Source organism: Allobosea sp. (genome assembly GCF_048595345.1).
Classification (GTDB): Bacteria; Pseudomonadota; Alphaproteobacteria; order Rhizobiales; family Beijerinckiaceae; genus Allobosea.
This window is the reverse complement of the sequence record NZ_JBMDWH010000216.1, coordinates 1-7,295: the sequence shown is the minus strand read 5'-3', so window position 1 is coordinate 7,295 and position 7,295 is coordinate 1. Positions and strand designations below refer to the sequence as shown.

Sequence of the window (7,295 nt, the reverse complement as noted above, 5' to 3'; positions counted from 1 at the left end):
TCCTCGCGCGTCTCGATCAGCTGCGGCTCGCCGTTCTCGACATGGATGAAAGGCACCGGCGCGAAGGGCGCCAGTCGCTCCGACAGCACGACCGGCCCGGCGCCGGGCCCGCCGCCGCCATGGGGCGTCGAGAAGGTCTTATGCAGGTTGATGTGCATGGCGTCGACGCCGAGATCGCCGGGGCGGGCCTTGCCGACGATCGCGTTGAAATTGGCGCCATCGCAGTAGAAATAGGCGCCGGCCTCATGCATCGCGGCGGCGATCTCGACGATCTGCGGCTCGAAGATGCCGCAGGTGTTCGGGTTGGTCAGCATGATCGCGGCGATATCCGGCCCGAGCAGGGCCTTCACATCATCCACCGCGACGGTGCCGTCCGGCCGGGCGGGTACCGACTTCACCGAGAAGCCGATCAGCGCGGCAGTGGCCGGGTTGGTGCCGTGCGCCGATTCCGGCACCAGCACGACATTGCGCGTCGCGCCCTCGCCCTTGGCCGCGATGGCGGCCTTGATCGCCATCATGCCGCAGGCCTCGCCATGGGCACCGGCCTTCGGAGAGAGCGCCACGGCCGGCATGCCGGTCAGCGTCATCAGATAGCGCGCGAGCTCCAGCATCACTTCCAGGGCGCCCGGCACGGTGGAGAGCGGCTGGAGCGGATGGACGTCGGACAAGCCCGGCAGTCGCGCCATCTTCTCGTTGAGGCGGGCATTGTGCTTCATCGTGCAGGAACCGAGCGGGAAGAGCCCGGTGTCGATGCCGTAATTCTTCTGGCTGAGGCGCACATAATGGCGCATCGCCTCGGGCTCGGAGAGGCCGGGCAGGCCGATCTCGCCCTGGCGCGCATGCTTGCCGAGGCGCGAGGCGACCGGCGCCGGCGCCGGCGCGTCGATATCGACGCCAGTGGTCTCGGGCCGACCGATCTCGAAGATCAGCGGCTCGATCTGCTGCAGCGCCTTGTTGCCGGTGAAGGTGGCGTGGTCCATGTGAGAGGCCTCGCCGGCCGAAGTGGGACGTCCCTGACGATTCAGCATCACAGCACCTCCGCGAGCGCCGCCACCAGGGCCGCCCGGTCTTCATCGCTATTCACTTCGGTGGACGCCACCAGCAGCAGATCGTCGAGGCCGGCCCTGGGCAGCAGGCGCGAGACCGGGACGCCGGCGAGGACACCCTTGGCGGCGAGCGCCTCGACGACCTCGGCCGCGGGCCTGGAAAGCTTCACGGTGAACTCGTTGAAGAAGGTCTCGTTGAGCACCGAGACGCCCTTCACGCCGCTGAGCGCGTCGGCGAGCTTCACGGCGTTGGCGTGGTTGACCGCCGCGAGGCGGGTCAGCCCCTCCTGCCCCAGCAGCGTCATGTGGATGGTGAAGGCCAGCACGCAGAGGCCGGAATTGGTGCAGATGTTGGAGGTCGCCTTGTCGCGGCGGATATGCTGTTCGCGGGTCGAGAGTGTCAGCACGAAGCCGCGCTGGCCGCTGGAATCGACCGTCTCGCCACAGAGCCGGCCAGGCATCTGGCGAAGATATTTCGACTTGGCGGCAAAGAGGCCGACATAGGGGCCGCCGAAATTCAGCGCATTGCCGATCGACTGGCCTTCGCCGACGACGATGTCGGCATCCTGCGCGCCGGGCGGCACGACCGCGCCGAGCGAGACGACCTCGGTGAAGACCGCGATCAGCAGCGCGCCATGGGCATGGGCCTTCTCGGCGATGGGCTTCAGATCGCGCAGATTGCCGAACACATCCGGCGACTGCACGACGACGCAGGAGGTCTGGTCGACGATCCGCGAGAGGATGTCCTCGGAGGCGGCGACGTCTGGCGCGAGCGCGACGACCTCGTCGCTCGCCATCTCGGAGAGCGTCTTTACCACCTCGGCATAATGCGGGTGCAGGCCGCCCGAGAGCACCGCCTTGCTGCGGCGGGTGACGCGATGGGCCATCAGCACGGCCTCGCCGGTGCCTGTCGAGCCGTCATACATCGAGGCGTTGGCGACCTCCATGCCGGTGAGCGCCGCAACCTGCGTCTGGAACTCGAACAGATATTGCAGCGTGCCCTGCGCGATTTCCGGCTGGTAGGGCGTGTAGCTGGTCAGGAATTCCGAGCGCTGAATCAGATGGTCGACGGTCGCCGGGACGTGGTGCTTGTAGGCGCCGGCACCGCAAAAGAACGGCACCGATGAGGCCGCGATATTCCGGGCCGCCATGCGGCCGAGAATGCGCTCGACCTCCAGCTCGCCTTTGGCGCGCGGCAGATCGACCGGGGCCTTCAGCAGCTTGTCGGCCGGCACGTCGCTGAACAGCGCGTCGATATCCGGGACGCCAATGCGCGCGAGCATGTCCTCGCGGTCGGTCTCGGTGAGCGGGAGATAGCGCATGGAAATGTCCGTTGTCGGTTTAGGGGCGCCCGTGTCGATCAAACCCTCCCCGTCATCCCGGGGGTTCCCCGGGATGACGGGGAGGGTCGTCGCCCAGCGTCTTGAGGTAGTCGTGATACTCGGCCTCGCTCATCAGGCCGTCGAGTTCGGCGGCGTCGGTGAGCTTGATCTTCAGGAACCAGCCTTTGCCGGCGGGGTCCTCGTTGACGGTGCCGGGCGCGGCCTCCAGCTCGCTGTTGACCTCGACCACCTCGCCGGAGACCGGGGCATAGACCTCGGAGGCAGCCTTGACGCTTTCCACCACGGCCGCCTCGCCGCCCTTGCTCAGCGCCTTGCCGATCTCGGGCAACTCGACGAAGACGACATCGCCGAGCTGGCTCTGCGCGTAGTCGGAGATGCCAACCGTGCCGGTCTCACCCTCGATGCGGATATATTCGTGATCCTTGGTGTAGCGGGTCTGCGCCATGGCTTCCTCCAGACGAAGCGGGAAATCGGTCAAAAAGCGGATTCGGTCAGCGCTTGTAGCCGTTCGGCACGAAGGGCATCGGCGCGACGACGGCCGGCAACGGCTTGCCGCGCACGACGAGATTGAGCTTCGTGCCGGGGGCGGCATGGGCGCGGGCGACATAGCCCATCGCGCAGGGCCCGTTCAGCGTGGGGCCGAAGCCGCCGGAGGTCACGGTGCCGATCACCTCGCCCTCAGCCGTGGCGATCTCGGTGCCTTCGCGAGCCGGAGCACGGCCTTCGGGCAGCAGGCCGACGCGCAGGCGGGCCGGCCCCTCGGCGAGTTCGCGCTGGATGCGCGCAGCGCCCGGGAAGCCACCCTCCTCGCGGCGGCGCTTCTGGATCGACCAGTTCAGCGCGGCCTCGATCGGCGAGGTCGTGGTGTCGATGTCGTGGCCATAGAGGCACAGACCCGCTTCGAGACGCAGCGAATCGCGGGCGCCGAGACCAATCGGCTTGACGGTGGCGTCGAGCAGCAGCGTGTCCCAGATCTCGCCGATCTTGCCGGCGGCGGCGGAAATCTCATAGCCGTCCTCGCCGGTATAGCCCGAGCGGCTGATATTGGCCTTGATCCCGGCGACCTTCATGGTGCGCGAGGTCATGAAGCCCATCTCGGCGGCTTCCGGCGCGAGCTTGGCGAGGGCGGCTTCCGCGCCCGGCCCTTGCAGTGCGATCAGCCCGCGATGCTCGGCCCTGATCAGCTTCACATTCGCCGGCAGGCGGGCCTCGATATGGGCGTAGTCGGCCTCCTTGCAGGCGGCATTGACGACGAGATAGAGCGCGCCGTCCTCGTCCGGATCGGCCGAGCGGGTGATCATCAGATCGTCGAGGATGCCGCCCTCCTCGTTCAGCAGTTGCGAATAGCGCTGCTTGCCGGGGGCGAGGTTGACGATATCGGCGGGAACCAGCGCCTCGAGCGCGCGCGCGACCGTCTCGTGGTCGGGACCGACCAGGAAGCACTGGCCCATATGCGAGACGTCGAAGAGGCCGGCCTTCTCGCGGGTCCAGTTGTGCTCGCCCAGAATGCCGAGCGGATACTGAACCGGCATGTCGTAACCGGCGAAGGGCACCATGCGGGCGCCGAGCGCGACATGGCGGGCATGGAGCGGGGTCTTCAGCGGCACGACGCTTTCGGGCGCGGCGGCAGCTTGCGTGGCGTCAGCGGCTTCGGCCATGGCGGCCCCTTCCAGAATCGAGCGCGAGCCCCGGACGGATGTCCGGAGCGCGCCCCCTCTGTCTCGGGACCTGAGAGATTTCCCCGCGGAGCGCGAAGCCCCGGCAGGTTACACCCGTCGGTGGGCGGAATCGCTTCCGCCTCTTTCCAGAGCGCCAAGTCCCCAAGCGGTCCTTTTGCCTGAGCGTTTCCGGGGCGGTTGCGCCTTCGGCGCCGGCCCTGACGGATCAGGCCCGGTCTCTCCCGCGGGGATATGCGGCTGGGGGCAGACATACAGAAGGCGCCAGCCCAGTCAATCCGGGCGGCGCCTCGTTTGAGAGCAGAGGCTGCCTTGCCAGCAGGCGAAGGCGCCTTTCGCGGATCAGCGGCGGCGGCTGCGCGCAGGCGTCGCCGCCCCACCCTGGCCGAGCCCGACGATGATCTCGACATCGCCGCTGCCGGCCGGCACCGCGATGCCGTCCTCGACATGGGTGAAATCGGCGCCGGTCTGGCCGCCGGAGACGCTCGCGCCGACGCGGGCGGAGCGCTTGGCGACGACGCGGCCGCCCTGCGTCACCGTGGTGGTCAGCGTGGCGCCATAGCTGCCGGAGCCGCCCGCCTGCCCGAGCAGGACGCGGCCCTGGACGCCGACCTTGAGGCGATAGGCGCCGGTCGTGCCCGTCGCGGTGCATTCGCGCGCCACGTCGTTGATCGAGATCTGGTAGCGGACGGCGCCGGCCTCCTGCCCGCCCTGGCGAATCGCGGCACCACCATCGGCGACGATCACCTCCGGGCAGACGATCACGGCCAGATCGTCCTTCGGCAACTGGTCCGCCGGGGGCGGCGTCGTCGACTGGAACATCAGCACGTTGAGAGCGGTGTTGCCACCCGAGGAGCCGGAGGAGCCGCAGCCGGCCAGTCCGAGGCACAGCAGCGGCACAGCGAGCCAGCGGCCCGCGCTCGAACCCGAAACCATCACGGCAGCGCCTCCACGCCAGGACCGAAGCCGTTGAGCGAGACGGGGACGCCCACCCCCTCCTCCGGCGTCTGGAACACGATGAATGTGGCGGTCTTGCCGCCCTTGAGCTGGCCGAGCAGCGTCTCGTCCATCACCACCTCGGCGACACAGCCGGTGGTGAGGCAGCGCACGAAGCCGGCCCGCCCGATATCCTTGTCGTCGATCTTGAGGCCGAGCCCGGATGGCAGCAGCACGCCCAGCGGGGCGACCACGCGCAGCAGCCGGCTCTTCTGGTCCGCCGTCTTCAGCACGATGACCAGCAGCGTCAGATTCGGCCGGTCCTCGGCCGCGACGTTCTGGACGAGCGCGCATTGCTCGGCCTTGGCGCCGGGCGGGGTCTCGCAGCGCATCTGCCAGTCGCCATGCGTCGAGCGCACCGCCCCCTGCGCGAAAGCGGAGCCTGCCGCCAGGCCCGTCAGCGAGAGCGCCAGCGCCAGGGCGCCGCAGGCCGCAAGGATCCTCGTCATCCGCATCTCATCTCCCAAGCCGCCCGCTTTGCGGAGCCGCCGCCTCGGCCGGGCCGCCGCGCGGGCCCCGGGCGGCGCGCGCAGGCGGGCCGGCGGGCGCACCCGACCCTCGTCGAGTTGCGTTGGGACCATGCAGGCCCGGCCCTGTCAAGGCGCGCGAGCGTTCTGCGGACGCCGCGTCCGGGCCGGCTCGCGCCTTTATGCCGCATGGCATTCGGCGAGGGTCTCATTGCCCTCTGGCGCAATTGTGATCTTTGATTTATCGCAATCCCGAAGAAGAGGGCGATCTGGCAATCGCCCCGTCATGCGTGGACCCGACGAAGGCACCCATGCAGGCCGTTTGAGGAGCTATGTCGGATCGATGCGATTTGTGAGCAGGACCCTTGCGATGGCGGCCGCATCCGCCCTTGCCCTCGCCATGGCGGCGAGCGTTCCCGCGCTGGCCGGCACCGGCATGCCGACGCCTTGGCAGATGAACCTGCAGGGCGCCGCGACGCCCGTCTCCGACTACATTCACTGGTTCCACGACTGGCTAAACATCATCATCACGGTGATCACGCTCTTCGTCGCCGCGCTGCTGGTCTATGTGATCTTCAAGTTCAACGAGAAGGCCAATCCGGTCCCCTCCAAGACCACGCACAACGCCCTGCTCGAAGTGGCCTGGACGATCATTCCGGTCCTAATTCTGGTCGTGATCGCGATCCCGTCCTTCCGCCTGCTCAAGCTCCAGCTCGAGCTGCCCAAGGCGGACATGACCGTGAAGGTCACCGGCAAGCAGTGGTACTGGTCTTATGAATATGCCCAGGACGGCGGCAGCCCGTTCGGCTTCGATTCGTTGATGCTGGACGAGAAGGCGCGCGCCGAGGCGATCGCCGCCAAGAAGATCGCCGCCGAGGAGGCGCCGCGCCTGCTCGCCGTCGACAACGAGGCGGTGGTGCCGGTCGGCAAGGTGGTGCGCGTGCAGGTCACCGGCGCCGACGTCATCCACAAGTTCACGGTGCCGTCCTTCGGCATCAAGATCGACGCCATCCCCGGCCGCCTGAACGAAACCTGGTTCAAGGCCGAGCGTGAGGGCATCTATTACGGCCAGTGCTCGTTCATCTGCGGGCAGAACCACGCCTATATGCCGATCGCCTTCCGCGTTGTCAGCCAGGAGCGCTACGCCGCCTGGCTCGCCGAGGCGAAGCAGAAATTCGCGAATGCCGACGATGCGGGCCGCAAGCTCGCCGCGGCCTCGCAGTAAGCCTCGAGGAGACGAAACGATGGCGACAGCGGCTCAGCACGCTCACGGCCACGACGCCGCGCATGACCACCCGACCGGGTGGCGGCGCTGGCTGTTGTCCACCAATCACAAGGATATCGGCACGCTCTATCTGATCTTCTCGATCATCGCGGGCCTGGTCGGCGGCTTCCTGTCGATCATGATGCGCATCGAGCTGATGTATCCGGGCCTGCAGATTTTCGCGAACGGCCAGACCTACAACGTGTTCGTGACCGGTCACGGACTCATCATGATCTTCTTCATGGTCATGCCGGCCGTCATCGGCGGCTTCGGCAACTGGTTCGTGCCGCTGATGATCGGCGCGCCGGACATGGCCTTCCCGCGCATGAACAACATCTCGTTCTGGCTCACGGTGGCCGGCTTCGTGCTGCTCGTGATCTCGCTGTTCGTTCCCGGCGCGCCGGGCGTCAACGGCGTCGGCACGGGCTGGACGGTTTATCCGCCGTTCTCGACCACCGGCCATCCCGGCCCCTCGGTCGATTTCGGCATCCTGTCGCTGCACC

Annotated in this window: 8 protein-coding genes and 2 riboswitches; of the genes, 2 read left to right on the top strand and 6 right to left on the bottom strand. The window is 67.9% G+C overall.

Going from position 1 to position 7,295, the window contains the following annotated elements:
• The 6 genes from gcvPB to ACOJTB_RS18885 all read right to left on the bottom strand — a co-directional run.
• Nucleotides 1–1,028: aminomethyl-transferring glycine dehydrogenase subunit GcvPB (gcvPB, locus tag ACOJTB_RS18910; protein WP_420104072.1), on the bottom strand; the 1,028-nt coding region annotated here is incomplete at its 3' end.
• Nucleotides 1,028–2,368, bottom strand: coding sequence for an aminomethyl-transferring glycine dehydrogenase subunit GcvPA (gene gcvPA, locus ACOJTB_RS18905; protein ID WP_420104071.1), 1,341 nt, complete (start codon nucleotides 2,366–2,368; stop codon nucleotides 1,028–1,030). The genes gcvPB and gcvPA, both read right to left, overlap by 1 nt.
• A gap of 52 nt (nucleotides 2,369–2,420) precedes the next feature.
• The gene (gcvH, locus tag ACOJTB_RS18900) at nucleotides 2,421–2,834 is read right to left on the bottom strand and encodes a glycine cleavage system protein GcvH (RefSeq protein ID WP_420104070.1); all 414 of its coding nucleotides are present in this window, start codon (nucleotides 2,832–2,834) and stop codon (nucleotides 2,421–2,423) included.
• Between the two features lie 46 nt (nucleotides 2,835–2,880).
• Nucleotides 2,881–4,047 carry a glycine cleavage system aminomethyltransferase GcvT gene (gcvT, locus tag ACOJTB_RS18895; RefSeq protein ID WP_420104069.1) on the bottom strand — a complete coding sequence of 389 codons (1,167 nt, stop codon included), beginning with the start codon at nucleotides 4,045–4,047 and terminating at the stop codon, nucleotides 2,881–2,883.
• Between the two features lie 48 nt (nucleotides 4,048–4,095).
• Nucleotides 4,096–4,204: riboswitch (glycine riboswitch) on the bottom strand.
• Nucleotides 4,205–4,302, bottom strand: a riboswitch (glycine riboswitch). It lies immediately after the preceding riboswitch.
• A 105-nt stretch (nucleotides 4,303–4,407) separates the two neighbouring features.
• Nucleotides 4,408–5,001: a hypothetical protein gene (locus ACOJTB_RS18890; RefSeq protein ID WP_420104068.1), complete on the bottom strand. Its 594-nt coding sequence runs from the start codon at nucleotides 4,999–5,001 to the stop codon at nucleotides 4,408–4,410.
• On the bottom strand, nucleotides 5,001–5,510 hold the full coding sequence (locus ACOJTB_RS18885) for an invasion associated locus B family protein (RefSeq protein ID WP_420104067.1): 510 nt from the start codon (nucleotides 5,508–5,510) through the stop codon (nucleotides 5,001–5,003). The genes ACOJTB_RS18890 and ACOJTB_RS18885 overlap by 1 nt, the downstream gene beginning before the upstream one ends.
• 388 nt (nucleotides 5,511–5,898) lie before the next feature.
• On the opposite strand from ACOJTB_RS18885, the gene coxB reads away from it, so the two are divergent.
• Both coxB and ACOJTB_RS18875 read left to right on the top strand, forming a co-directional pair.
• Nucleotides 5,899–6,753, top strand: a complete 855-nt coding sequence (gene coxB, locus ACOJTB_RS18880; protein ID WP_420104066.1) for a cytochrome c oxidase subunit II — start codon at nucleotides 5,899–5,901, stop codon at nucleotides 6,751–6,753.
• Between the two features lie 19 nt (nucleotides 6,754–6,772).
• Nucleotides 6,773–7,295: cbb3-type cytochrome c oxidase subunit I (locus ACOJTB_RS18875; RefSeq protein ID WP_420104065.1), on the top strand; the 523-nt coding region annotated here is incomplete at its 3' end.